The 23,965-nt window shown below is 68.8% G+C and carries 19 protein-coding genes; 13 read left to right on the top strand and 6 right to left on the bottom strand.

Annotated elements, in window-relative coordinates:
• The first annotated feature begins 194 nt into the window (after positions 1-194).
• The 5 genes from EYW47_RS08650 to EYW47_RS41330 all read left to right on the top strand — a co-directional run bounded on the left by EYW47_RS08650 (position 195) and on the right by EYW47_RS41330 (position 7,995).
• Entirely contained in the window at positions 195-2,018 is a 1,824-nt protein-coding gene (locus EYW47_RS08650; RefSeq protein ID WP_133194454.1) for an ABC transporter substrate-binding protein, read from the top strand.
• A gap of 164 nt (positions 2,019-2,182) precedes the next feature.
• Positions 2,183-3,160, top strand: a complete 978-nt coding sequence (locus EYW47_RS08645) for an ABC transporter permease (RefSeq protein WP_377784920.1) — start codon at positions 2,183-2,185, stop codon at positions 3,158-3,160.
• A 43-nt stretch (positions 3,161-3,203) separates the two neighbouring features.
• Positions 3,204-4,070 (top strand): ABC transporter permease, encoded by an 867-nt coding sequence (locus EYW47_RS08640; protein WP_133194758.1) that lies wholly within the window; start codon positions 3,204-3,206, stop codon positions 4,068-4,070.
• Positions 4,067-6,331 carry a dipeptide ABC transporter ATP-binding protein gene (locus EYW47_RS08635; RefSeq protein ID WP_133194452.1) on the top strand — a complete coding sequence of 755 codons (2,265 nt, stop codon included), beginning with the start codon at positions 4,067-4,069 and terminating at the stop codon, positions 6,329-6,331. The genes EYW47_RS08640 and EYW47_RS08635 overlap by 4 nt, the downstream gene beginning before the upstream one ends.
• A 548-nt stretch (positions 6,332-6,879) precedes the next feature.
• Positions 6,880-7,995 carry a hypothetical protein gene (locus EYW47_RS41330; protein WP_205710038.1) on the top strand — a complete coding sequence of 372 codons (1,116 nt, stop codon included), beginning with the start codon at positions 6,880-6,882 and terminating at the stop codon, positions 7,993-7,995.
• A gap of 249 nt (positions 7,996-8,244) precedes the next feature.
• Here EYW47_RS41330 and EYW47_RS08625 read toward each other — a convergent pair whose 3' ends face one another.
• Entirely contained in the window at positions 8,245-9,090 is an 846-nt protein-coding gene (locus EYW47_RS08625) for an aldo/keto reductase (protein WP_133194451.1), read from the bottom strand.
• A 156-nt stretch (positions 9,091-9,246) separates the two neighbouring features.
• Between EYW47_RS08625 and EYW47_RS08620 the strand changes: the two genes are divergently transcribed.
• Entirely contained in the window at positions 9,247-9,993 is a 747-nt protein-coding gene (locus EYW47_RS08620) for a GntR family transcriptional regulator (RefSeq protein WP_133194450.1), read from the top strand.
• A gap of 124 nt (positions 9,994-10,117) precedes the next feature.
• Here EYW47_RS08620 and EYW47_RS08615 read toward each other — a convergent pair whose 3' ends face one another.
• A complete protein-coding gene (locus EYW47_RS08615) occupies positions 10,118-11,611 on the bottom strand; it encodes a CoA transferase (protein ID WP_133194449.1) in 1,494 nt (497 codons plus the stop codon).
• A 122-nt stretch (positions 11,612-11,733) separates the two neighbouring features.
• Here EYW47_RS08615 and EYW47_RS08610 point away from each other — a divergent pair, with 122 nt between their 5' ends.
• Complete coding sequence (locus EYW47_RS08610; RefSeq protein ID WP_133194448.1) at positions 11,734-12,978, top strand: citrate synthase; 1,245 nt, start codon at positions 11,734-11,736, stop codon at positions 12,976-12,978.
• A gap of 119 nt (positions 12,979-13,097) precedes the next feature.
• On the opposite strand, the gene EYW47_RS08605 is transcribed toward EYW47_RS08610, so the two are convergent.
• Positions 13,098-13,472, bottom strand: coding sequence for a DUF2917 domain-containing protein (locus tag EYW47_RS08605; RefSeq protein WP_133194447.1), 375 nt, complete (start codon positions 13,470-13,472; stop codon positions 13,098-13,100).
• 467 nt (positions 13,473-13,939) lie between these two features.
• On the opposite strand from EYW47_RS08605, the gene EYW47_RS08600 reads away from it, so the two are divergent.
• The 4 genes from EYW47_RS08600 (at position 13,940) to EYW47_RS08585 (ending at position 19,769) form a co-directional block, all read left to right on the top strand.
• A complete protein-coding gene (locus EYW47_RS08600; protein WP_165976516.1) occupies positions 13,940-15,145 on the top strand; it encodes an IS110 family RNA-guided transposase in 1,206 nt (401 codons plus the stop codon).
• Between the two features lie 52 nt (positions 15,146-15,197).
• Complete coding sequence (locus EYW47_RS08595; protein ID WP_133194445.1) at positions 15,198-16,640, top strand: aminotransferase-like domain-containing protein; 1,443 nt, start codon at positions 15,198-15,200, stop codon at positions 16,638-16,640.
• A 163-nt stretch (positions 16,641-16,803) separates the two neighbouring features.
• Positions 16,804-18,252: a multidrug transporter subunit MdtD gene (mdtD, locus tag EYW47_RS08590; protein WP_133194444.1), complete on the top strand. Its 1,449-nt coding sequence runs from the start codon at positions 16,804-16,806 to the stop codon at positions 18,250-18,252.
• Positions 18,253-18,500: 248 nt separating this feature from the next.
• Positions 18,501-19,769 (top strand): EAL domain-containing protein, encoded by a 1,269-nt coding sequence (locus EYW47_RS08585; RefSeq protein ID WP_133194443.1) that lies wholly within the window; start codon positions 18,501-18,503, stop codon positions 19,767-19,769.
• 10 nt (positions 19,770-19,779) lie between these two features.
• Here the strand turns inward: EYW47_RS08585 and EYW47_RS08580 are convergent, their stop codons facing one another.
• The gene (locus tag EYW47_RS08580) at positions 19,780-21,033 is read right to left on the bottom strand and encodes a sigma-70 family RNA polymerase sigma factor (RefSeq protein ID WP_133194442.1); all 1,254 of its coding nucleotides are present in this window, start codon (positions 21,031-21,033) and stop codon (positions 19,780-19,782) included.
• Between the two features lie 212 nt (positions 21,034-21,245).
• Between EYW47_RS08580 and clpP the strand changes: the two genes are divergently transcribed.
• Positions 21,246-21,890, top strand: a complete 645-nt coding sequence (gene clpP / locus EYW47_RS08575) for an ATP-dependent Clp endopeptidase proteolytic subunit ClpP (protein ID WP_133194441.1) — start codon at positions 21,246-21,248, stop codon at positions 21,888-21,890.
• A 3-nt stretch (positions 21,891-21,893) separates the two neighbouring features.
• Here the strand turns inward: clpP and EYW47_RS08570 are convergent, their stop codons facing one another.
• Positions 21,894-22,577 carry a TetR family transcriptional regulator gene (locus EYW47_RS08570; RefSeq protein ID WP_133194440.1) on the bottom strand — a complete coding sequence of 228 codons (684 nt, stop codon included), beginning with the start codon at positions 22,575-22,577 and terminating at the stop codon, positions 21,894-21,896.
• 62 nt (positions 22,578-22,639) lie between these two features.
• On the opposite strand from EYW47_RS08570, the gene EYW47_RS08565 reads away from it, so the two are divergent.
• A complete protein-coding gene (locus EYW47_RS08565; RefSeq protein WP_133194439.1) occupies positions 22,640-23,215 on the top strand; it encodes an isochorismatase family protein in 576 nt (191 codons plus the stop codon).
• Positions 23,216-23,328: 113 nt separating this feature from the next.
• Here the strand turns inward: EYW47_RS08565 and sodB are convergent, their stop codons facing one another.
• Complete coding sequence (gene sodB, locus EYW47_RS08560) at positions 23,329-23,907, bottom strand: superoxide dismutase [Fe] (protein ID WP_133194438.1); 579 nt, start codon at positions 23,905-23,907, stop codon at positions 23,329-23,331.
• Positions 23,908-23,965: the final 58 nt, after the last annotated feature.

The following is a 23,965-nucleotide window of genomic DNA, read 5'->3' as shown; positions in this document are numbered from 1 at the left end:
CGCACGCGCTCGCACCTGCAACTCGCCGCGTTCGCACGCAACCCGGTACAACCCGTGCTACGGCCCTCTCGCCGAACATGGCCGAAAACGCCTAAACTGGACGCTACTCGTCGTCTGCCACACCGCATGCCGCCGTCGCAGCCGCCTCCATGGCGGCCGCGTCCCTCCACGGAACCGCACGGAAACCCGCGCCGATGAAACGTCAGCCGCCCTCGCCGCCCCGCCCTGTCACGCGTTCGCCGCGTTCGTCGCTCTGCTGGCAAGCGCCGCAGTCGTCGCCAGAGTTGCCTCCACAGCCGACGCAATCGCCTCGCCCGCCTGGCCTGCTCCAATCGGCCCAAGCGCCCTCCCCGGCTGACCCGCGCGCCGTCGATGCGCTGCGCCGCGAGGCCGGCGACTACGGCAACCACGCCATCGACGAATGCCTCGCCGGCCGCCTCACGCGCCGCGAGTTGCTGCGCTATGCCGGCGTGCTCGGGCTTTCGAGCCTCGCGCTCGCGGGCAGCGGCCTCGTCGCTCCACGCGGCGCGCGCGCCCAAGGCACATCGGGTGCATCCAGGCCCGGCAGTCAGACCATCCGCGTCGCGCACCTGATGCCGGCGGGCGCGGTCGACCCGCTCACCGTGACCGACGCGGGCGCGCTGTGCCTCTTGAACCAGACCGGCGAATTCCTCGCCAACGACGACGCCGACGGCCATCTGCAGCCGGCGCTCGCGCTCTCGTGGCAGCCCAACGCGAAGGCCGACGTCTGGACCTTCAAGCTGCGCCCCGGCGTGAAATTCCACGACGGCCAGCCGTTCGGCGCGAAGGACGTGGTGGCCACGTTCGACCGCCTCGCCGATCCGGCAAGCGGCTCGGCGGCGCTCTCGGTGCTCAAGGGCGTGCTCTCGAAGGGCGGCACGAAGATGGTGGACGAGCATACCGTCTCGTTCCATCTCGACGCGCCCAACGGCAACTTCCCCTACTACGTTTCTTCGGACAACTACAACGCCGTGCTGCTGCCTGCGAATTACGCGGGCAATTACGAAAAGAGCTTCATCGGCACTGGGGCGTTCAAGCTGGAGCGCTACGAGACGCGGCGCGGCGCGAGCTTCGTGCGCAACGACGCCTACTGGGGCGAGAAGGCGCTGCCCGAACGCGTGCAGTTCGCGTTCTACGCCGACGAGCAGGCGCAGATACTCGCGCTGCAGGGCCATCAGGCCGATGTGATGGGCACCTTCACCGTGCAGGGCGGCATCGGCATCCTGAACAACCCCGACTTCAAGGTGATTGGCGTGCGCTCGAGCGCGCATCGGCAGATCCACATGCGCAACGACGTGCCCACGTTCAAGGACAAGCGCGTGCGCCAGGCGCTCGCGCTCGCGCTCGATCGCGACGTGATGGTGCGCGGGCTCTTCAAGGGCCGCGCGGTGCTGGGCAACGACAGCCCGTTTGCGCCCATCTTCCCGTCGACGGCGAGCGCTGTGCCACAGCGCAAGGTCGATCTGGCGAAGGCGCGCCAGTTGCTCGCGCAGGCGGGCGTCGCCAATGGCTTCGACGTTACGCTCACGACCGAGAAGTACATGGAGATTCCCGATCTTGCCGTGGTCGTGCAAAACGCGGCGAAGGCGATCGGCGTGCGCATCGCGCTGAAGGTGGAAAGCCAGTCGCAGTACTACGGCGCGGGCACGTACGGTAAATCGGACTGGCTCGACTCGCCGCTCGGGATCACGGACTACGGTCATCGCGGCGTGCCCAACGTGTTCCTCAATGCGCCGTTCACGAGCGGCGGCACGTGGAACGCGGCGCACTTTCACAATGCTCAGTACGACAAGCTGGTCGCGCAGTTCGCGGCGACGCTCGACGTGGCCGCGCAAAAGCAGGTAGCCGCGCAGATCCAGACGCTGCTGCTCGACGAGACGCCCGTGATCATTCCGTACTTCTATGACCAGTTGATTGCGCAGCGCACCGCGCTTTCGGGCGTGCGCTTCACGGCGCTCGCACAGCTCTATTTCGACCGCGCCACGCTCGCGACGTAAGTGCCGGCCATGCGGCGGCGTAGCGTAGCGACCCTGCGCTGCGCGCTGCCCGACGCTACGCTCGACGACCTGGCGCCTGCCATGCCTGCATCTGGAGTCCGATGGCTACACCTCTGACGAGACCGCCCTCATCGAACCCGCGCTATCCGCTCGGCGCACGCGCGATGCGCGCGGCGCGCGGCAGGGGCGCCGCGCGCTTTCTCGCGCAGCGCGCCGTATGGGCGCTGTTCACACTCTGGCTGCTTTCCGTGCTGGTGTTCGCGGGCGGCCAACTGCTGCCGGGCGACATTGGGCGCGCGGTGCTCGGCCCGCTCGCCGACGCGCGCGCCGTGGCCGCGCTCAATCACACGCTCGGCGCGGACCGCCCTCTGCTCGACCAGTACCTCACGTGGATCGGCCACGCGCTGCGCGGCGACTTCGGCACGTCCTGGACCTTCCGCGAGCCGGTCGCGCCGCTGGTGGGCGACTCCCTCCTGCAATCGGCGAAGCTCGGGCTGCTGGCGTTCGTCGTGGTCGTGCCGCTCGGCATCGGCGGCGGCGTGTGGGCCGCGCTGCACGGCGGGCGCTGGCTCGACCGCCTCATCAGCACGCTGGGGCTGTGCGCGAGCGCGGTGCCGGAATTCGTCTCGTCGATCGCGCTGATCCTCGTGTTTGGCGTGTGGCTGCGCTGGCTGCCGATCGAGGCCGTCGCGCCGCAGGATGCGGGCGTGCTCGATACGCTGCGCCATCTCATACTGCCGGTGCTGCCGCTCGTCCTCGTGTTCTTCGGCTATCTCGCGCGCATCGCGCGCGCGGGCATGCTCGACGCGCTCGAGGCCGACTACACGCGCACCGCGATCCTCAAGGGCCTGCCGCGCCGCGTCGTGATCGTGCGCCACGTGCTGCGCAATGCGCTCCTGCCGAGCGTGACGGTGGCGGCCACGCAGCTCGGCTATCTGATTGGCGGGCTCGTGGTGGTCGAGACGCTGTTCCGCTATCCGGGCATCGGCTCGCTGATCTACAACGCGGCGAAGGCGAAGGACTTTCCGCTGCTCGAAGCGGGCGTGCTCACGGTGGGCCTCGTCTACACGCTCGCGAACCTCGGCGCCGACCTGCTGCACGCGCTGTTCGATCCGCGGCTGCGCGCGCAAAAGGGTGCTTGATGGGCTCACGGGAACGCGCATGAACGATACGGCATCCGAATCGATGAACGACGCAACCGCGCACGAAGCGCTGGCCGGGCCCGCGCCATTCGTGGCCATACTGCGCCTCTTGCTGCGCTCGCCCACGTTCGTGCTGGGCGCGCTGATCCTGCTCGCATGGATCGCCTGCGCGCTCGCGGGCACCTGGATCGCGCCCTACGACGCCTACGCGTCCGACCCGCTCAGCTCGCTCCTGCCGCCCGATCACGCGCACTGGTGCGGCACCGATCAGCTAGGCCGCGACATCTGCTCGCGGGTGATCGTGGGCGCGCGCGACATTCTTACCATCGCGCCGCTCGCCACCTTGACGGGCACGCTCGCGGGCACGGCGCTCGGCCTCTTGACCGGCTACGTCGAAGGCTGGGCCGGCACGCTCGTCGCGCGCGCACTCGACGCCGTGCTCGCGCTGCCTCTCGTGATCGTCGCGCTGCTCGTGCTCGCAGCCGTGGGCGCATCGAATCTCGCCGTCGTGCTCGTGATCGGCATCACCTTCGCGCCGCTCGTCGCGCGCACGGTGCGCGCCGCCGTGCTTGCCGAGCGCCATCTCGACTACGTGGCCGCCGCCCGGCTGCGCGGCGAGCGCGCGCACTACGTGATGTTCGCGGAGATCCTGCCGAACGTCTGGCCGCCCATCGTTGTGGAAGCAACCGTGCGGCTTGGCTATGCGATCTTCGCGGTGGCCACGCTCTCGTTTCTCGGCTTCGGCATCCAGCCGCCTTCCGCCGACTGGGGCCTCGCGCTCGCCGAGTCGTACACGCTGCTCGCGGGCGGCGCGTGGTGGACGGTCGCCTTCGATGCGCTCGCGATCGCCTCGCTCGTGGTGGCGGTGAACCTGATCGCCGACAGCCTCGCCGAGGTGCTGGGCTCATGAATCCGCCGCGCCCCGCCCTCGCCACCTTCAGCGCCCCGCGCGCCGACGACGCGCTCGCGCTGGTCGGGCTCACGGTAGCCTATCGCGTGCGCGGCAAGGACCGCGACGTGCTCACCGACGTCTCGCTGCGCATCAAGCGCGGCGAAGCGTATGGGCTCGTCGGCGAGTCGGGTTGCGGCAAGTCGACGGTCGCGCTCGCCGCGCTGCGCTATCTCGCGCACAACGGCCGCGTGAAGGCGGGGCGCATCGCCATCGCCGGCGTCGAGGTGCTCGCGCTCGATCGCGAAGGGCTGCGCATGCTGCGCGCCCACAAGGTGTCGATGGTCTATCAGGACCCGGCGAGCGCGCTGAACCCGACGCTCACGGTCGGCCGGCAGTTGAGCGAAGCGTTCGAAGCGGCCGGCGTGGCCCCGGCCGACGCGCTCGCACAGTCGTATGCGATGCTCGAGCGCGTGCGCATCGCCGACCCGGCGCGCGTGATGGCGAGCTGGCCGCATCAGCTCTCGGGCGGCATGCAGCAGCGCGTGGTGATCGCGATGGCGCTCGCTTCGAACCCGGCGCTGTTGATCCTCGACGAACCCACCACGGGCCTCGACGCCACCGTCGAAGCCGAGGTGCTCGCGCTCATCGCGCAACTGCGCGAGGAGCTCGGCATGGCGGTGCTGCTCATCAGCCACGACCTGGCCGTGATCCGCAGGATGTGCGAGCGCGTGGGCGTGCTCTACGCGGGACGGCTCGTGGAAGAAGGCTCGACGCGCGACGTGTTTGCGCGCGCGCGCCATCCGTACACGGTGGGTCTGCTGCGCTGCCTGCCGGCGCCGGGGCGCAACAAGGCCCACGGTGCGCTCGACACGATCCCCGGCGAGCTGCCCGCGCCGGGCACGCTAACGCACGGCTGCGTCTACGCGCCGCGCTGCCGCCTCGCCGACGCGCGCTGCCACGAGCACGCGCCGCCGCCGCATCGCATGGAAGCGGCGCATGGCGAGCAGATGTCGCGTTGCCACTATCACGAGCGGGCCGTCGAATTGCCCGCCGCCGACGTGGCCGATATCGCCGAGGTGAGCGACACACCCGACAGCGCCGATATGCGTGCTAATGTACAGACAATTGCGCAGCCCGTCGTACAGTCGAACCCGCGGACAAACGAACAAACGGAAGACATGCGCAGTGAGCCGCACGCACGCGATGCAAAAGTGGTGCTGCGCGCGGCGAATGTCTCACGCACCTTCGGCCGCGGCTCGCACGCCCTGCGCGTGCTCGACGACGTCTCGCTCGAGTTGCGCGCGGGTGAAACACTCGGCCTCGTCGGCGAGTCGGGCAGCGGCAAGACGACCCTCGCGAAGCTCCTGCTCGGCCTGCATGCCGCCGACCCCGGCGGCACCGTCGAGCTCGATGCAAAGCCGCTCGCCGAGCACCTCGCACGGCGCGACGCACAGCAGTTGCAGGCGATGCGCATCGTGTTCCAGCATCCCGATGCCTCGCTCAATCGCGCGCTGCCGGTGAGGCGCCTCGTAGGTCGCGCACTCGCCCACGCGCAGCGCAGTGTCGCGAGCGATGCGCCGCAAGACGGATCAGACGCACACGCGAACGAAGACGCCGAAGCGCGCAGCGCGGCGCGCATCGCCTCGCTGCTCGAAGCGGTGCGCGTGCCGGTGCGCTACCTCGCCTCACGCGCGCGACAACTCTCGGGCGGCCTCAAGCAGCGTGTGGCGATCGCTCAAGCATTCGCGGGCGAGCCGCGCGTCGTGATCTGCGACGAGCCGACCTCGGCACTGGACGTCTCGGTGCAGGCCGCGATCCTGAATCTGCTCGCACGTCTGCAGCGCGAGCGCGGCGTGAGCTATCTGTTCATCTCGCACGACCTCGACGTGGTGCGTTATCTCGCGGACCGCGTCATGGTGCTCTACGCGGGCCGCGTGCTCGAGAGCGGTCCCGCCAATGCCGTGCTCAACGGCCCATGTCATCCGTATACCGAAACGCTGCTGAATCCCGGCTTGCTCGCGCGCGATACATCCGCAAGCGATGGCTGGGCCCACGCACCCGCGAGCGGCATGCCGCGCGGCGCTACAGGTGGCGCTACGGGTGGCGCAGCAGGCTGCATCTTCAGCGCGCGTTGTCCGCGCAAGCTCGGCGCGATCTGCGACGAAGCAGCGCCGCCCTTCGAAGCAGACGCCGACGGCCATCGCATCCGCTGCCACATCCCGGCAGCGCAACTGCGCGAGCTTCAAGCCGAGACAGACCCGGCGCACAGCGATCCCTGAGCCGCACGAAGGTCAGACGAAAGTCGTTGCGTTGTCCGCTTTTGCAACGCAAATGCTCTCGCCAGGAGCATGCGTTTCATCATCGAAACGTTTTCAGTGACTTTTTTAGCCTCGAGATCGTAGGGAAATTGTTAAGTCCGCCACGCTCGGACTTTCCGGACCGATGGCACAGAACTCGCTACATCGAAACCAGGCATCCGGTTGCCGCCCATCAGCGTGAAATCAGCGCAAAGCGCGCAGTTCATCGCGCCGGGCGAACGGATGGCCGGCCGCATGATGCGCTTGCTTTCCGCCGCCCCGAGCACGGGCTCCGGCAATCGACAAGGACTCCTGTGTGAACCGGCCAGCCGGCGCGAAACCGTCCGGGTGCCACATCTACCGCCCGCGCCGGCGAGGCTGTGCGGATACCGCACGGCATGAAGCGCGCGTCGGCGCGAAGCGGTTTTAGCCTGACGGGGGACGGCGCCTGCGCACGATCGGTGCAGCGCCGGACACAAGGCGCAAGAGAAGCGAAGCGGGTACACGCTATCGCTTCCCGGGAGGAAGCAATGAAAAACAGAACTCTTCATCAGTACTGCTACGGGATTGGCCGGGGACTCGCAATCGTTGCAATCGGCACGGCAGGCGCCAGCGTGCTCCTGCCGGCCGTAGGCGCGCATGCCGCCGACAATGCGACGGCTCCGAGCTGGGTGATCGTTGCCGACGCCGCGCTGCCTGCGAGCGGCGCGGCCGGCACGACTGACGCCGGCATGCCGGTCGAAAGCGCTCCGCAGGCGGCTCCTGCGCCATCGGCAACGACCTCGGGCTCCGATCCTGGCCATACAGCCGGCACCGGCACGACGGGCTCAGGTACGTCCGCCGCGGATACGGCCAACGCGGCAGACGATGCAGCCATCGTCTTCGAGCCGAAGAACTGCTACGGCGGCACTGCCGGCAACTGCGGCCACGGCGGCGGCGGCTCGACGGCGAGCTCCGCGAGCGCCGGGGGGTCGGGCGGCACGGGCTCCGGCAGCAGTTCGGGCACGGGCCGCGGCAGCGGCACCTCGGGTGTCGGCGGCGCGACTGGCGGCTCGAGCAGCTCGGGCGGCGGCAGCAGCAACGCCAGCGGCAACAACGGCGGCGGATCGAGTAGTGGCAGCTCGAGTAGTGGAAGTTCGGGCGGCCACGGTTCGAGCGGTGGCGGTTCGAGTGGTGGCAGTTCGAGCGGTGGCAGTTCGAGCGGCGGCAGTTCGAGCGGCGGCGGTTCGAGCGGCGGCGGTTCGAGCGGCGGCAGTTCGAGCGGTGGCAGTTCGAGCGGTGGCAGTTCGAGCGGCGGCAGTTCGAGCGGCGGCAGTTCGAGCGGCGGCAGTTCGAGCGGTGGCAGTTCGAGCGGTGGCAGTTCGAGCGGTGGCAGTTCGAGCGGTGGCAGTTCGAGCGGCGGCAGTTCGAGTGGCGGCAGTTCGAGCGGCTGCGGTTGCGGCGGCGCTCACGGCGGCCCCTCGGGTGGTCCCTCAGGCGGCCCCTCGGGTGGCTTCGGAGGTGGCTTCGGTGGAGGGTTCGGTGGAGGGTTTGGCGGCGGCTTTGGCGGCGGCTTCGGTGGAGGATTCGGCAAGGGTGGACCGTCGGGCGGCCCGGGCGGCGGGTACGGCGGCGGCTCAGGTGGCGGCAAAGGCGGCGGTCATTGAGCGCGCACGGCGGTGCGAACTTGCCGCCGCAACCACCCCGAATTGGCGCGACGGCCGGTCGCGTCATTCCAGGCTGCAACGGCGGCGACGTCCCGGTCCCCCGGCCGGGCGCCGCCGCCGCTGGCCGGAAGCCTGTCGCGCACTCCGCGCACTCCAGTCACTCGCGATCCGGCTGCGCCTTTTCCGAATCAGCAAAACGTGCAACGGCGGCCCGCATCCCCCGCTTGCCTTCGGCTGCCCTCGTGCGCGCTACAGCATCTCCAGCGGCCGTTTGCTGCGCGGCGGCTTGAAGTACGCGTCCAGCGCCGCGTGGTCCTCGGTGCTCAGCACCAGATCAAGGGCGGCGCGATTGTCGCGCACGTGATCGACGCGCCCCGCCTTCGGAATCGCGCAGACATCGGGCTGGCGCAGCACCCACGCAAGCGCCACCTGATAAATCGACACGCCATGCCGGGCCGCGATGTCGTCGAGCGGCGAGCGCTTGGGCAAACGCGCATGATCGACAGGGCTATACGCCATCAACGGCATGCCGTGGGCGCCGCTCCAGGGCAGCAGATCGTACTCGGGGCCGCGCCGCGCGACGTTGTAGAGAATCTCGTTGATCGCGCAGGCGTCGCCGCCCGGGACCTCGAAGAGCTCCTCCATGTCTTCGGTATCGAAGTTGCTCACGCCCCAGTAGCGGATCTTGCCCGCGCGCACGAGCGCCTCGAATCCCTGCACCGTCTCCTCGAGCGGCACGCCGCCGCGCCAGTGCAGCAGATACAGATCGAGCCGGTCGGTGTTCAGGCGCTTCAGGCTGGCTTCGCAGGCCCGCTCGACGCCGCGCCGGCTCGCATTGTGCGGATACACCTTGCTCACGAGAAACACGTCCTCGCGCAATCCTTGCAGCGCTTCGCCAACAAGCGTTTCGGTCGCGCCGTCGCCGTACATTTCGGCGGTGTCGATGAGCGTCATGCCGAGCGCGACGCCCTCGCGCAGCGCGGCGATCTCGTCGGCGCGGCGCGACGCGCGCTCAGCCATTTCCCACGTGCCCTGCCCGAGCTTCGCGATACGCTCGCCACCGGGCAGCGCGATACTGGCAATTTCAGTGGTCATGTACTTTTCGGTCCCATGCAAAATCTGCGCTTGCAGCGAACGGCCAGTGTATCGCCTTGCGCGGCGCGGGGTCATGCGTCGACGAGTAAGCCCATCATTTCCTCGCCACGCCGCCTATGACATAAAATTGCCGTTCGCCTCTCACGCCTGCCTCCCATGAACGCTTCCACGGAAGACCGCTGGCGCGGCCTGCGCCCGGACCCGGACAACGACACGCCGCTCTATCTGCAGCTCGCGCGCAAGCTGAGCGATGCGATTCACGAAAACCGCTGGGCCGCCGGCGAGGCGCTGCCCTCCGAGCGCGTGCTTGCCGATGCGCTAGGCGTCTCGCGCATCACCGCGCGCAAGGCCATCGCGCTGCTGGTCGAGCAAGGCATGATCCGCCGCACCCAGGGCGCCGGCAGCTTCATCACGCCGCGCTACGAAGATCCGCTCTCGCGTCTCACGAGCTTCAGCGAGATGCTGCGCCAGCGCGGCTTCACGCCGAGCTCGCGCTGGCTCTCGCGCGAGATCCAGCCCGCCAGCCGCGACGAGGTGATCCAGCTCGGCCTCTCCCCCGCCGCGGCCGTGACGCGCCTGAAGCGTCTGCGCCTGGCCGATGGCATCGTCATGGCCGTCGAGAACTCGACCTTCCCCGCCGCGCTGATCCCCGATCCGGGCGCCATCGGCGATTCGCTCTACAGCTTTCTCGAGCAGCGCGGCCTCGCGATCGTGCGCGCGCTGCAGCACTTTCGCGCCGTGAACGCGAGCGAGGAGATCGCGCGGCAGATGAGCATCGCGCCGAACGAGGCGCTGCTGCTCATCACGCGCGTGGGCTATACCGCCGATCAGCGCGCCATCGAGCTCACCGATACCTACTGCCGCAACGACTACTACGACTTCGTCGCCGAGCTGCGCAAATAAGTGACGAAGAAGCAACGGAGCCAGGCGGCGCGCGTGAGTGCGTGCCGCGCCTCCGAACGGTTTCAAATCGGCAGTTACGCCAACTCGCTCCACCTCGCGCTCCTTCGCGCGTTCTCACGCCACCTCACCCAGCCCATTGCGCGGCATCGGTCCCGATCGGCACGCTCGGGCGCGCATAGAACGCCGGCGTGCGTTCGAGCCGCTCGGCGGGCGCCACGGCGCGCACGCGGCCGAACGGCGTATCCGACTCTTCGAGGCAATCGGCAAGGTCCTGCGCACGCAGGTCGGGCGCGCGCTGGCCTTCTGCGAGCGTGCCCATCGTCTGCAGCCAGCGGCCCGTCTGCGCGAGCGACACGCGCACGTGCCAGCTTCCGCCCTCCTGAGCGCGCCGCGCGAGCGCGACCATCGCGCCGAACGCGGCCAGGTAGCCGGTGGCATGATCTAGCGCCTGGCAAGGCAGCGCACGCGGCACATCGAAAGGCATGCCGACGAAAGACCCACGGGCCGGCGCATCGTCCTGCGCGGCCGGCATCGCGCCGCCATGCGCCGCCGCCACGCTCTCGGTCCAGACGATCCCGCTCGCCGACTGCACGAGGCTGTCGAAACCGCGCCGCTCGCGCCACGGTCCGCGATGCGAGTACGCACAAATCGACACGCACACGATGCCGGGCCGCTCGCGCGCGAGTGCCTCGGGCGCGAAGCCGTGCGCCGCCAGCGCGCCGGGGCGGTAGCCCTGCAGGAACACATCGGCGTCGCGCACGAGTGCGTGCAATTGCGCACGGTCCGCGGCCTCGCGCAGATCGAGCGTGGCCGAGCGCTTGCCGCGCCCGTTGTCGATCACGAGCGGCGCGATGTTCGGCAGATGCGCACCGTTGACGAGCAAGACGTCGGCGCCATGATGCGCGAGCACGCGCCCCGCCACCGGGCCCGCGATGATGCGCGTGAGGTCGAGCACGCGCACGCCTTCGAGCGGCCGCGCGCCGGCCTTCGGCGCGCTCGCTGCGCCACCCCCGCTATCGGTGACATCGCCGATGCGCTCGATCTCGAAGAGCGGCAGGCCCGCCACGGCCCGCGCCTGCTCGTGCGCGGCCCATTCGCGCGGCGTGCGCACGAGCGCCGCGCAGAGACCCGCCTGTGCGAGCGCCTCGTCGAGCGCGGCGCCGTCCCAGTGGGTGCGGATCGCGCGCGCAACGTCGTCGCGGCTCTCGCCGCAGCCGAGCACGCGCAGGATGCCGTGCAAATGGTGTGCGAAGTTCGCGTGCAGCTGAACCCAGCGGCCATCGCGCGTTTCGAAGTAGCCCGTCACAGGATGGCGCAGTTCGAACGGCGCGCCGCCGTCGACGCTCAGATAGCGCTCGCTGCGAAACGCCGCGAGCGCACGGCGCACGTCGATGCCGACGCGCTGTTCGGCGCCGCCACGCAAGCGGTGAAAGCGCGCCGCCGCCAGCCCCGCCGCGCCGATGCTCGCCGCCGCCAGTGTGCCGACGCGAAACACCGAAGGCAGGCCGGGATCGTCGCCGCCGATGTCGATCGAGCCGAGCGCCGCCATGTGGTCTGCGGCGCTGTCGTGGGGATGGGCCAGCATCCAGAGGTGTTCGAGCGCGTCGCGGGGTGTCATGACGTGCGTCCTGTTGGCTTTAGGGAGATGCAACAAGGGTAAGAGCCTGGCTGCAGTCGGATCAATCTTGATTATGATGATCAATATAGATCGATTTATCCGGTTTCACGAGGCGCGCCACCATGCCCAGCTATATGACCGCGGCCGAAGCCGCCGCTGCGCTCGGCATCAGCCGGGCCACGCTTTACGCCTATGTGAGCCGCGGCATGCTCAGCTCGTCGCCCGCGGGCGATGCCGCCGAGGGTGCCGGACCGCAATCGCGCCGCTACGCCGCCGCCGAAGTGCGCCGCCTCGCGCGCCGCAAGGCCGACGGCAAACGCGCGGGCAAGGTCGCGCAGAAGGTACTGGATTGGGGCGTGCCGGTGCTCGAATCGTCGATCACGCTGATTGCGGACGGCAAGCTCTTCTATCGCGGCCAGGACGCCGTCGCGCTCGCGCGCCACGCCTCGCTCGAAGAGGTCGCGGCGCTGCTCTGGGGCTGCTCGCCGCGCCGCGTGCTGGAAGCAGGCGCGGCGCCGATCGCCGTCGCGCAATGGTCGGCGTGGCTCAAGCTCTGGAGCGCGCATTCCCCGCTCGAACGCGCGCTCGTGCTGTTGCCGGCCGCAGCCGCGCAAATGCCGCGCATCTGGGCGCAGGGCCGCGACGCGCAGCTCGATACGGGTGCGCAACTCATGCGCCTGCTGGCTGCGGCGCTGATTTGTGCGGCCCCTTCCAGCGAGCCGCTGCACCGCCAGCTCGCGCATGCCTGGGGCGTGCGCTCGCGCACGCAGGCCGAGCTGCTGCGCGCGGCGCTCGTGCTGTGCGCGGATCACGAGCTCAACGCCTCGACGTTCGCAGTGCGCTGCATCACCTCGACGGGCATGCACCTGTTCGGCGCGGCGGCGGGCGGACTCGCCGCGCTCGGCGGCCCGCGCCATGGCGGCGAAACCGCGCGCGTGGCGGCGCTCTTCGAAGAAGCCGCGCACGCGGACGATCTGCACCGCTATCTAGGCGAGCGGCTCGCGGGAGACGAGCTCGGCGCGACACCAAAGCTGCCCGGCTTCGGGCATCCGCTCTATCCGGAAGGCGATCCGCGCGCGCGGCTGTTGCTCGACATGCTCGCGCAGCACGCGAGCGCCCGCTCGCCGATGGACGAAGTCGATGCGCTCGCGCACGCCGTGGCGCAAGCGACCGGCGCGCGGCCCACGCTCGACTATGCGCTCGCAGCCATCGAGCGCGTGCTTGCATTGCCGCGCGGCGCGGCGTTCACGCTTTTCGCGGCGGCGCGCGTGACGGGCTGGATCGCTCACGCGCTGGAGCAGAACGCCGATGGCCGGCTGATCCGGCCACGCGCGCGCTATGTAGGCGAACTCGGCGACGCGGGTTGAGGCGTGTACGTGGCGCGACGCGCAGCCGGTCCGCGCAATCGCCTGCGCGGTGCATCCGCGCGGGGCAACGGTTTAGCGGCTGGCAACGCCGCCTTCCACAGCGGCTCAATCGATTCGGCTCAACCTGGCGCGTGCACGCCCCACTGCAACCGCGCCGAACGCTCGCGCAGCGCCTGCGCGAGCCGTCCCGCGAGCCCCGCCGTCGTCTGGGCGCGCGCCGGCGGCACTACCGCAGGCATGTCGCGCCCCTCGCTTGCCGAGGCACCGCCTTGCGCAAGCACGAAGCGCGCGCCCACGCGCCCCGCGCTCAGGCAAACGCGCGCACCGGCCTCGAGACGAATCGACTCGCCGGCGCGCAACCAGTAATCGTCGGCGTCGCCGCCGAGCGTGAGCCAGAGCTCGCCTTCGCTCACGTGCAGTTGCATTGCTTGCGCGAGCCGCCAGGTCTCGGCGGGCTCGCCATGCTCAAGTTCGAAAATACGGATTTCGCGCATTGCCGTGCTCCTTGCTGATGACTTGCGGGTCAGCGCCCAGGCCACCTCCAACGCGCGCCAAATCGCGTGAAGAAGCGGCTTGAAGGGCCTTCCCGGTTAGCGCATTATTGCCGTCAGCGTGAAGCGATCCCATGCACAGTTCCGAACAGTTCATGCGGAACTGTGCAGTCGAAAAACCGGACACTTGATCGCAGCCCTCCAGCAACGACCAGGCAATAGCCAGGCGGCAACCCGAGCCCCGTTACTATATTCCTGCCCCGATAATCGGGGCTTTGGCCAGCCAGGCCCGGTATGATTCCCGCCCCCAGTCGCAGTCATGATCCGGGGGGTGTTGTCGCCGGGCCTGGTGGGTGGCTGGTGATCGCTGATAGGGGTTTGGCCGGGATATCCCGACGCCGTCCGTAACGTGGATGCCGAGACTTGCCACCGTTGTTGCAGGCCAATCCGTTTACTCTGCACAAACTGCGATGCAAGACACACAACAACGTGATGCCGTCGATGTCTTCGTCGGCGTCGATGTCGGTAAAGGCCAGCATCACGCCGTCGCACTCGATCGAAACGGCAAGCGTCTGTACAACAAGGCGCTACCCAACGATGAGGTCAAGCTGCGTGCCCTCATCGCGGAACTCAAGACTCACGGTCGACTCCTGTTCGTCGTCGATCAGCCTTCCACCATCGGCGCGCTTCCAGTGGCCGTCGCCCGAGCTGAAGGCGTACTCGTCGCCTATCTGCCGGGACTGGCCATGCGCCGCATCGCCGATTTGCATGCAGGCGAAGCCAAGACCGATGCCCGCGATGCTGCGATCATTGCCGAAGCCGCCCGCTCGATGCCGCATACGCTGCGCTCGCTTCGATTGGCCGACGAGCAACTCGCCGAGCTCACCATGCTGTGCGGCTTCGACGATGATCTCGCTGCTCAGGTCACTCAAACCAGCAACCGCATTCGCGGCTTGCTCACCCAGATCCATCCAGCGCTCGAGCGCGTTCTCGGACCGCGCCTCGACCATCCAGCTGTGCTCGATCTGCTTGAGCGCTACCCGTCGCCAGCCGCACTTGCCGCTGCCAGCGAGAAGACACTTGCCTACCGCCTGACCAGGCTCGCACCGCGTATGGGCAAGAACCTGGCGGCCGAAATCGTTCAAGCGCTGAACGAGCAAGCCGTGATCGTGCCCGGCACGCAGGCCGCCACCATCGTCATGCCACGCTTGGCCCAGCAACTCGCCGCCTTGCGCAAGCAGCGTGACGAAATCGCCGCCGAAGTTGAGCGGCTGGTGCTTGCTCACCCTCTTTGGCCGGTCCTGACCAGCATGCCTGGAGTCGGCGTCAGGACCGCCGCCAGACTCCTGACCGAAGTCGCCCATAAAGCCTTCGCCTCCGCCGCGCATCTGGCGGCCTACGCTGGCCTGGCACCAGTCACCCGGCGCTCAGGCTCGTCGATCCGTGGCGAGCATCCATCCAGACGGGGCAACAAGGTGCTCAAGCGAGCCTTGTTCCTCTCTGCCTTCGCGGCCTTACGAGACCCAGTCTCGCGGGCCTATTACTCGCGCAAGATCCAGCAAGGCAAGCGCCACAACCAGGCCCTCATCGCACTGGCACGGCGACGCTGCCACGTCCTGTTCGCCATGCTGCGTGATGGCACCATTTACCAACCCAAGTCAGCCCCTAACGCTTGACGAAAGACATAGGGGCACCCCCGGCAGCCCCCGGCATCCCAGCGAGGCCCGCATGAAACTCGAACTCGACCGCGCCAGCAGCGTCCCGCTCACCGACCAGATCGTCACCGGCGTGCAGACGTGGATCCGCTCGCGCGCCGCGCACCCGGGCGCGCGCCTGCCCTCGATCCGCCAGTTCGCCGCCGACTACCGCATCAGCCGCTTTCCTGTGATCGAGGCCTACGACCGGCTGGTTTCGCTCGGCTACCTCGACTCGCGGCACGGCTCGGGCTTCTACGTGAGCGAGCACGCGCGCCTGGGGCTGTCCGGCATGGGCACCTGCGACCTCTCGAACGCCGCCGACGAATCGGGCCACCTGCTCAGCCAGCTCAACCGTCCCGGCGAGACGCTGCAGCTCGACAGCGGCTCGATCCCGCAGGCGTGGCGCGACATCGAGGCGATCGGCCAGGCGATCCGCCACGTCTCGCGCACCAACCCGTCGAGTCTCGTCGATTACGGCTCGCCGCTTGGCGACGCCACGCTGCGCGAGCATCTGCGCAACCGGCTCGCGCCGCTCGGCATCGCCGTCGACGCCCAGCAGCTCCTCATCACCGAAGGCGCGAGCGAGGGCCTCGATCTCCTGATGCGCTACATGCTCAAGCCCGGCGACACCGTGTTCGTGGAGGATCCGGGCTACTACAACCTGTACGGACTGCTGAAGCTGCACGGCGTGCGCCTCGTCGGCGTCACGCGCACGGCGAGCGGCCCCGATCTCGAGCATCTGCACGCGCTGCTCGCGCAGCATCGCCCGCGAGCCTTCTTCATCAACACGGTGTTCCACAACCCGACCGGCACGACCGTCTCGCCGCCCGTCGCGTTCCGCCTGCTGCAGCTCGCGCGCGAACACGGCTTCACCATCGTCGAAGACGACATCTACGCCGACTTCCAGGCCGACCCCACGGACCGCCTCGCCGCGCTCGACCAGTTCGAGCACGTGATCTACGTGGGCGGGCTATCCAAGACGCTTTCTTCGTCGCTGCGTATCGGCTACGTGGTCGCGAATCCGGCGATCGTGCGCGACCTCGCCTCGATCAAGGCGCTCACGAGCATCAGCGGCTCGTGCTTCACGCAGGCCGTGGCGGCCACACTGCTCGAGCGCGGCGCGTACCGCAAGTATCTGGAGCGGCTGCGCCGCCGCATGGCCGAAGCGATCGGCGCCGCCTCGCGCACACTCGAAGACCATGGCTGGGAACTGTTCGCGGGACGCTCCTCGGCGCAGGCCGGCGTGCGCCCGTACGCGCAGAGCGGTGGCAAGTTCATCTGGGCGCGCGTGCCGCACGTGGACGATTCGGCACGGCTCGTCCCCTGCGGCGAGCCGTTTGGCGTGAGCGCGTCGCCGGGCAGCCACTTCCGGCCCCATGGCGAGCCGAGCCCGTGGCTGCGCATCAACGTGGCGTTCGCGCTCGACCCGCGCGCCCAGGCGTTCTTCGCGGCGGCCGCGCGCGTTCCGGGGTGATTCCGGGGTGATTCCGGGGTGATTCCGGGCTGATTCCGGGCTGATTCCGGACCACAGGCAAGCCCCGGCCCGCAACGCGCCGCGCTGCGCCAGACGCACACCGGATCGCCGGGTTCACTACAATGGCGGCTGCCAGCCACCGCCTGCGCGCCTGCCTTCTCCCATGTCCGAATCCACCGTCTCATCCAGCTCCACACCCACGCCTTCCGCCCGCAAGTTGTCCGTGATGCTGTGGCTCGTCGCCACGGGCTTCTTCATGCAGACGCTCGATTCGACCATCGTCAACACGGCGCTGCCCGCGATGGCGACGAGCCTCGGCGAACTGCCGTTGCGCATGCAATCGGTCGTGATCGCCTATTCGCTGACGATGGCGGTGATGATTCCCGTCTCCGGCTGGCTCGCCGACAAACTCGGCACGCGCCGCGTCTTTCTCGGCGCGATCCTCGTCTTCACGGTCGGCTCGCTCTTGTGCGCGAGCGCGCACACGCTGAACCAGCTCGTGCTCGCGCGCATCGTGCAGGGCGTGGGCGGCGCGATGCTGCTGCCGGTGGGACGTCTCGCCGTGCTGCGCACGTTTCCCGCCGAGCGCTATCTGCCCGCGCTCTCGTTCGTGGCGATTCCGGGCCTCATCGGCCCGCTCATCGGCCCGACGCTCGGCGGCTGGCTCGTGCAGATCGCCTCGTGGCACTGGATCTTTCTCATCAACGTGCCGGTGGGCGTGGCGGGCTGCGTGGCCACCTTCATCTTCATGCCCGACAGCCGCAACCCCGATACGCCGGCGTTCGACGTGCCAGGCTACCTGCTGCTCGTCACCGGCATGGTGACGATCTCGCTCGCGCTCGATGGCCGCGCCGAGCTCGGCATCCCTCAAGCGACCGTGCTCGTGATGCTGATCGTGTCGCTCGCGGCATTCGTGGCCTACGGGCTGCATGCGGCGCGGACATCAACGCCGATCTTCTCGCTCGATCTCTTCAAGATCCACACGTTCTGCGTGGGGCTGCTCGGCAACCTGTTCGCGCGTATTGGCAGCGGCGCGATGCCGTACCTGATTCCGCTGCTGCTGCAAGTCGCGCTCGGCTACACGCCGTTCGAAGCGGGCCTCATGATGCTGCCGGTGGCCGCGGCGGGCATGGGCTCCAAACGGCTCGTCACGTATCTCATCACGCGCCACGGCTACCGGCGCGTGCTCGTGACCAACACGGTGCTGGTGGGGCTCATGATGGCGAGCTTCACGCTCTCGACGCCAGACGAGCCGTTGTGGCTGCGCATCGTGCAGCTGGCTGTGTTCGGCGGCGTGAACTCCATGCAGTTCACGGCGATGAACACGCTCACGCTCAAGGATCTCGGCATGGGCGGCGCGAGCAGCGGCAACAGCCTCTTTTCGCTCGTGCAGATGCTCTCGATGAGCCTCGGCGTGACCGTCGCGGGCGCACTGCTGACGACCTTCACCAGCCTGATCCACCATGCGACGGGCTCGAACGTGATTCCGGCGTTCCACGCGACGTTCGTGTGCGTGGGGATCATCACGGCGGCCTCGTCGTGGATCTTCGCCCAGCTCTCCGACGACGTGCGCCGCACGGCGAAGAAGACCGATCCTTCGGAGCGCACCTGAAGCCAAGGGCACCACGCTGCGCACCGCACTGCAACGGTGCACGGGGCGCTGCGCACGGTGCGTGCGAGCGGCGCGCAGGCGCCACACGGGTGCCTGGCCACCCCCGCGCACAGTCTCGAAATAGCCGATATCCCCGACGCATGGCCCGATCCGCCATGTGTCTCAATGCGCATACTTTTTGCACGGCTATCCAGTAATGTAAACTCGAGATTCGCGCGTGCGGTTTGGCGCGCGCGCCACCCAGCCCTATGACCAGCATGATCGAACTCGATCCCCCCGGCTTTCAGTCGCGTCCCGTCGCGGGCGAAGCAGGCGCGCGACGCACCGTGCTCTACGGCGGATACACCGTGTTCAGCGTGTTCCAGCCGGTGTTCTCGGTCGCCCACCGCCGCGCGATCGGCTACCACGCGTCGCTGCGCGCGCACGACGAGCATGGCGACCAGGTGCCGTCGCAGGAAGTCTTCACGCAGGCCGCGCGGCGCGGCGACCTGCTCGAGCTCGGCCGCCTCGCGGAATCGCTGCATCTGGGCAACTTCAACGCCTTCGATTCGCACGACGAATGGCTCTTCCTGAGCCTGCACCCCGCCGCGCTCATGGACACGAGCTATGGCGACGCCCTGCTTGCCGGCATCAAGGCGCTCGGGCTGCAGCCGCAACGCGTGGTGCTGGAGGTCTCGGAGCAGGCGGGCGGCGAGAATTCGCGCTTCGCCGAAATCATCGACGCGTTGCGCAAGGCGGGCTTCGTGATCGCGCTCGACGGCTTCGGCGCCAAGCATTCGAATATCGACCGGGTGTGGCATCTGCGGCCCGATATCGTCACGCTCGACCGCAGCCTGCTCGCGCAGGCGAGCCGCCACGCGCACATCGAGCGCGTGCTGCCGGGGCTCGTCTCGATGCTGCACGAGTCCGGCCAGCTCGTGCTGGTGGGCGGCCTCTCGACCGAGCGCGACGCGTTGATCGCGCTGGAAAGCAACGCCGACTTCGTGCAGGGCGCGTACTTCGCGCGCCCCGACGTGGAGCCCGTCCCGCCCGCGACCGCCGCGCGCCTGATGGACGATCTCTCCGCGCGGCTGCGTGAACGCGTGAGCGCGCGCGAGCGGACCCAGTGCGCGCGCCTGGCGCCCTACGTGAAAGCGCTCGAAGCGGCGGCGGCGCAGCTCGCCACGGGCGCGAGCATGGCCGACGCCACGCTGCCGCTGCTCCGCCTCGCCGAGACGGCGCGCAGCTTCTTGCTGGACGCCTCGGGCCGCCAGATCGGCGACAACGTGCTGCCCGACGGGCGCGCGACGCAGCGCGCCAAGCGCTTCCGGCCGCTCCTGCATTCCGAGGGCGCGAGCTGGGAACGCCGGCCCTACTTCATCGGCGCCATGAAAGCGCCCGGCAGCGTGCAGTTCACGCCGCCCTATCTCTCGATCAACGAGGCGCACCTGTGCGTGACCGCCTCGATCGCCGCGCAAACGGCGCACGGCCTGCAGGTGCTGTGCGTCGACATCAATTGGGAAGCGGCCTCGCGGTAGTCCCGCGCGCTCAGGCCGGCTCGAGCGATCGGGCGAGCTGCGCGGATGCGGATTCGCCTGATTGCATCCACGTTGCAGCGACTGAAGCCGCTGCCTGGGTCGTCTGCTGCATGACCTGCTGCGGCGAGCGCACCGGTACGCCGGGCGCACTGTCGTCCGCCACGGATCGGGCGAGCTTCGCGAGCAGCGAGCGCACCGCCGCGCCTGCCCACACCCGATTGGCCGCCTGCAATGCGCTCCCGCCCGCGGTCGCTGCCACGCAGACCACCGGCGCGGTGCGTCCATCGTCCGCCACGCTGACGTGCAGCCACGCGGCCAACTCGCCGTCCTCCGCCAGCAGCGCAACGCCCGGCTCGCCATAGAGCGTGAGCATCTCGGCACGCAAGCGGCGCATTGGCGCGCGCGCGCCGCTCGACATCGCCACAGCCCCGGTCCCGACGCGCGAACTGTGCGCCGGCGCCGTGCCCGCCGTCGCGCCCGCCGCCACGAGTGCCGTCGCAGTCGCGCCCAGCAGGTCCATCAGGCCCGCGCGGTCCTGCGCATGAAGCACCTCGCGCAGCCGCTCGACGATGAGCGCGTGCTGCGCCGCATCGGCGGGCGCTACGGGCCTGAGCACCGGCTCGCGCGCCAGCCGCACGCGCGCGCGGCGCACGATCTGGCGGCAATGCACGGGCGTGCAACCGGTCAGCCCGGCAATCTCCGCGTAATCGCAATCGAACGCCTCGCGCAGCACGAAGACGGCCTGCTCGATCGGCCCGAGCCGCTCGAGCAGCATCAGCAGCCCGTCCGCGAGACGTGCGGCGCGCAGGCCCGCCTCCTCCGCCGAAGGCGCGGTGTCGTCGAGCCATAGCCCCGCGCCGGGCACCTCGCGCTCGCCCGCGCGCTCGCGGCGCTGCTTGCGCAGCCGATCGATCGCGAGGCGCACCGCCGCCGTCGCGAGCCACGCTTGCGGCACGCGCACGGCCTCCACGTCGGCCTCGCGCCAGCGAAACCACGCGTCCTGCACGACGTCTTCCGCCTCGGCACGGCTGCCCAGCACACGCATGGCCAACGCCAGCAAGCGCGCGCGCTCCTTGTCGAAGACAGCGGCGCGGCGCCCCTCGCTCCATGCGCCGCCTGGCGAGCCGGCCGGTGCTTCGAGCGCCACTACGCTCCGCGCCACTTCGCGCACGCAATCTTGCGGCGCGCCAGCGGCGCTCGCCTGCGCGGCATCGCACGCGCTGCGCAAGTCCCGCGTGTCTATTTCGTCGGTCACCTGGGTCATTCGCTCTGCTCCTCTTCGCTGGCGCCTCGCGCGCCTTCGCCGCGCCGGCTCTGCGTGGACGGCCCACGCCGCCCTCGCCCGTGAGACGACCGGCAGCGCGCCGATGTGACAGCCTCGCGCAAAAAAATATTCGTCACACGCGACGCGCGGCGGGCGTCTTGGGTGAGCAGCACCGATATGCCGCTTCCGACCACCCAAACGCGAGGAATTTCATGCATCCCACCGCTCAGCATCATGCAGCAATCGCGCCGCACGCGCTCAATCTGGTTCCGACCGTCATCGAAACCTCGGGCCGCGGCGAACGCGCCTACGACATCTACTCGCGCCTTTTGCGCGAGCGCATCGTGTTTCTGGTCGGACCGGTGACAGAACAGACGGCGAGCGTCGTCGTCGCGCAGTTGCTCTTTCTCGAAGCCGAGAATCCGGAGAAGGACATCAGCCTCTACATCAACTCGCCGGGCGGCTCGGTCTACGACGGCCTCGCGATCCACGACACGATGCAGTTCGTGAAGCCCGACGTCTCCACACTATGCACGGGCTTCGCGGCGAGCATGGGCTCGTTCCTGCTCGCCGCCGGCGCGCCCGGCAAACGCTTCGCACTCCCGAACGCACGCATCATGATCCACCAGCCCTCGGGCGGCAGCCAGGGCACCGCCGCCGATGTCGAGCTACAGGCGCGCGAAGTGCTCTATCAGCGCGAGCGCCTGAATGCGATGCTCGCCGCGCACACGGGCCGCGACATCGAGCAGATCGCGCGCGACACGGACCGCGATCACTTCATGTCGGCAGAGGCAGCGGCGGAATACGGGCTGATCGACCGCGTGCTCGCGTCGCGCGAAGACGCAGTGCCGCGCTGAGGCTCACGCGAGCCGCACGGCGAGCCATGCCGCCAGCACGCCCTTATACTCGGCGACCAGCAGCTTGCGCTCCTTCGGCTTCGCGCTCGCATAGAGCAGATTGAGGCTCTTGATGACCTGCAGCATGACCTCGGCAACGCGATAAGCGTCGTCCGCACCGAGCGCCGCGTTGTAACGCCTGAACAGCGTGGCGAAACGCTGGCGCAGCTTGTTGCGCGCCGCCTCGTCGCGACGAAAGCCCAGCGAGACGGAGAGCAGCGGCAAATACGCGGGGTATGCGTCCATCAACTCGACCATCATGTCGAGCAGCCGTTCGGCGAGCTGCGCGGGTGGGAGCTCGCCGCTCGTCTGCGTCTGCGTCTGCGTCTGCGTCTGCGTCTGCGCCTGCGCCTGCGCCTGCACCTCGACGAGCGCGCTCCAGCGCGCATCCATTTCGTCGCCGTAACGCTGGCGCAAGGCAAGCGCAAGCGCGTCCTTGTTCGGGAAATACTGGTACGCCGCGCCAATCGAGACGCCGGCCTGCTGCGCGATTTGCGTCATCGTGGCGGCTTCGAAGCCGCGCTCGGCAAATGCATCCGCCGCCGCTTCGAGCAGCGCATCGAGCGTGCGCGCGGCGCGTTCCTGACGCGGCACACGCCGCGCGGCTTCATTCGACACAGTTTTGCGTCGCAGCGGTGCAACCGCCATATCTGAGGCCTCCCTCACATTCATGTATGATATGTGAGGCTATCCTCACATATTGGTGAATCATGACGCAAGCCCTTTCTCTCGCCCCGCGCAAGACCGCGCTCGTGATGATCGATCTCCAGCACGGCATCGTGAGCCGCCCCATCGCGCCCCATGCCGGCGCTCAGGTGGTCGCCAACGCGAAGACCCTCGCCGATGCGCTGCGCGCCAAAGGCGGCACCGTCGTCTGGGTGCGCGTGCTGCTCAACGACATCCTCGCGATGCCCGCCGACGCGCCCACGCGCGCCCCCGACGCGCCGGCGGCGCCCGCCATCGCTTCCGAGCTCGTGCCCGAGATCGGCGCGCAGGCCTGCGACGTCGTCGTCTCGAAGCGCCAGTGGGGCGCGTTCTACGGCACCGACCTCGAGCAGCAGCTGCGCCGTCGTGGTATCGACACCCTCGTGATCGGTGGCATCGCGACCAATTTCGGCGTGGAGTCGACCGCGCGCGCGGCCTTCGACCAGGGCTTCAAGCTCGTGTTCGTCGAAGACGCCACCTCGGCGCTGAACGAAGACATGCACCGCTTCACGTTCGAGAAACTGTTCCGCCACATGGGGCACGTGCGCTCGACGCAGGAAGCGCTTGCCGCGCTCGCGTAATTCGCGCTACGAAAACGCGCGCCAAAACAAAAAGCCCTCGATTCGCATCGAGGGCTTTTTTCGGTGCGCCGCCCGGATCGGGCAGCGCGAACACCGTGGGAGCGGAAGACGCTTTACGCGAAGTTCTTCGCAGCGAAGTCCCAGTTAGCGATGTTCCAGTACGCTTCGACGAACTTCGGACGCGCGTTGCGATAGTCGATGTAGTAAGCGTGTTCCCACACGTCGATCGTGAGGAGCGGCTTGGCGTCGGTCGTGAGCGGCGTGGCGGCGTTGCTGGTCGACACGATGTCGAGCGAGCCGTCCGCCTTCTTCACGAGCCACGTCCAGCCCGAGCCGAAGTTGCCGACAGCGGCCTTCGTGAAGGCTTCCTTGAACGCGTCGAAGGAGCCCCACTTCGCGTTGATCGCGTCGCCGAGCGCGCCCGACGGTGCGCCGCCGCCTTGCGGCGAGAGGCTGTTCCAGAAGAAGGTGTGATTCCAGACCTGGGCCGCGTTGTTGAACACGCCACCCGACGACTTCTTGATGATCTCTTCGAGCGAGAGGTTCTCGAACTCGGTGCCCGGGATCAGGTTGTTCAGATTCGTGACGTAGGCCTGGTGGTGCTTGCCGTAGTGGTATTCGAGCGTCTCTTCCGACATCGTGGGGACAAGAGCGTTCTTCGCGAACGGCAGCGGCGGGAGCGTAAATGACATGATGCGGTTCCTTCGTCGTGTTATGGGGAGTTCTGCGTGATAACCGGCATGGAGCACT

It is taken from the genome of Paraburkholderia silviterrae, from assembly GCF_004353915.1.
Lineage (GTDB): Bacteria > Pseudomonadota > Gammaproteobacteria > Burkholderiales > Burkholderiaceae > Paraburkholderia > Paraburkholderia silviterrae.
This window is presented reverse-complemented; position numbering and strand designations above follow the sequence as displayed.

What these genes read in the sequence shown, in the direction of transcription:
- EYW47_RS08650 (WP_133194454.1), top strand. Translation starts at nt 195, where the DNA reads ATGAAACGTCAGCCGCCCTCGCCGCCCCGCCCTGTCACGCGTTCGCCG.
- EYW47_RS08645 (WP_377784920.1), top strand. Translation starts at nt 2,183, where the DNA reads ATGCGCGCGGCGCGCGGCAGGGGCGCCGCGCGCTTTCTCGCGCAGCGC.
- EYW47_RS08640 (WP_133194758.1), top strand. Translation starts at nt 3,204, where the DNA reads ATGAACGACGCAACCGCGCACGAAGCGCTGGCCGGGCCCGCGCCATTC.
- EYW47_RS08635 (WP_133194452.1), top strand. Translation starts at nt 4,067, where the DNA reads ATGAATCCGCCGCGCCCCGCCCTCGCCACCTTCAGCGCCCCGCGCGCC.
- EYW47_RS41330 (WP_205710038.1), top strand. Translation starts at nt 6,880, where the DNA reads ATGAAAAACAGAACTCTTCATCAGTACTGCTACGGGATTGGCCGGGGA.
- EYW47_RS08625 (WP_133194451.1), bottom strand. Translation starts at nt 9,090, where the DNA reads ATGACCACTGAAATTGCCAGTATCGCGCTGCCCGGTGGCGAGCGTATC.
- EYW47_RS08620 (WP_133194450.1), top strand. Translation starts at nt 9,247, where the DNA reads ATGAACGCTTCCACGGAAGACCGCTGGCGCGGCCTGCGCCCGGACCCG.
- EYW47_RS08615 (WP_133194449.1), bottom strand. Translation starts at nt 11,611, where the DNA reads ATGACACCCCGCGACGCGCTCGAACACCTCTGGATGCTGGCCCATCCC.
- EYW47_RS08610 (WP_133194448.1), top strand. Translation starts at nt 11,734, where the DNA reads ATGCCCAGCTATATGACCGCGGCCGAAGCCGCCGCTGCGCTCGGCATC.
- EYW47_RS08605 (WP_133194447.1), bottom strand. Translation starts at nt 13,472, where the DNA reads ATGCGCGAAATCCGTATTTTCGAACTTGAGCATGGCGAGCCCGCCGAG.
- EYW47_RS08600 (WP_165976516.1), top strand. Translation starts at nt 13,940, where the DNA reads ATGCAAGACACACAACAACGTGATGCCGTCGATGTCTTCGTCGGCGTC.
- EYW47_RS08595 (WP_133194445.1), top strand. Translation starts at nt 15,198, where the DNA reads ATGAAACTCGAACTCGACCGCGCCAGCAGCGTCCCGCTCACCGACCAG.
- mdtD (WP_133194444.1), top strand. Translation starts at nt 16,804, where the DNA reads ATGTCCGAATCCACCGTCTCATCCAGCTCCACACCCACGCCTTCCGCC.
- EYW47_RS08585 (WP_133194443.1), top strand. Translation starts at nt 18,501, where the DNA reads ATGACCAGCATGATCGAACTCGATCCCCCCGGCTTTCAGTCGCGTCCC.
- EYW47_RS08580 (WP_133194442.1), bottom strand. Translation starts at nt 21,033, where the DNA reads ATGACCCAGGTGACCGACGAAATAGACACGCGGGACTTGCGCAGCGCG.
- clpP (WP_133194441.1), top strand. Translation starts at nt 21,246, where the DNA reads ATGCATCCCACCGCTCAGCATCATGCAGCAATCGCGCCGCACGCGCTC.
- EYW47_RS08570 (WP_133194440.1), bottom strand. Translation starts at nt 22,577, where the DNA reads ATGGCGGTTGCACCGCTGCGACGCAAAACTGTGTCGAATGAAGCCGCG.
- EYW47_RS08565 (WP_133194439.1), top strand. Translation starts at nt 22,640, where the DNA reads ATGACGCAAGCCCTTTCTCTCGCCCCGCGCAAGACCGCGCTCGTGATG.
- sodB (WP_133194438.1), bottom strand. Translation starts at nt 23,907, where the DNA reads ATGTCATTTACGCTCCCGCCGCTGCCGTTCGCGAAGAACGCTCTTGTC.